Origin of the sequence: Psychrobacter sp. GW64-MNA-CIBAN-0177 (genome assembly GCF_040309585.1) — a bacterium.
GTDB lineage: Bacteria > Pseudomonadota > Gammaproteobacteria > Pseudomonadales > Moraxellaceae > Psychrobacter > Psychrobacter okhotskensis.
In genome coordinates this window covers 1-234 of sequence record NZ_JBEOOY010000628.1, presented here as the reverse complement: position 1 = coordinate 234, position 234 = coordinate 1, and the positions used below count along the sequence as shown (strand labels likewise).

Genomic DNA, 234 nt, shown 5'->3' with positions numbered 1-234 from the left:
ATATTACCCGCTGTGGGGGTATTAGTGAGATGCGTATTATCAATAATATTGCTGAGATGAATGGCGTCAAAATGATTCCTCATGGTTTTAGTACGGGAATTTTATTGGCGGCTACCGTGCAATTCCTAGCGGCTACCAAGTATGGCGACTTGATTGAATACTCACAAAGCGAGAGTCCGTTGTTTACCAAACTGGTTAAGAATTTACTGCCATTAGAAGAGGGTTATGTAAGGG

The 234-nt window shown here is 41.9% G+C and carries 1 protein-coding gene; it reads left to right on the top strand.

Translation table 11 applies throughout. The annotated features are described in order from the left end of the window. The coding region (locus AAEY79_RS16475) for an enolase C-terminal domain-like protein (RefSeq protein WP_352289871.1) at window positions 1–234 on the top strand (234 nt) is incomplete at both ends.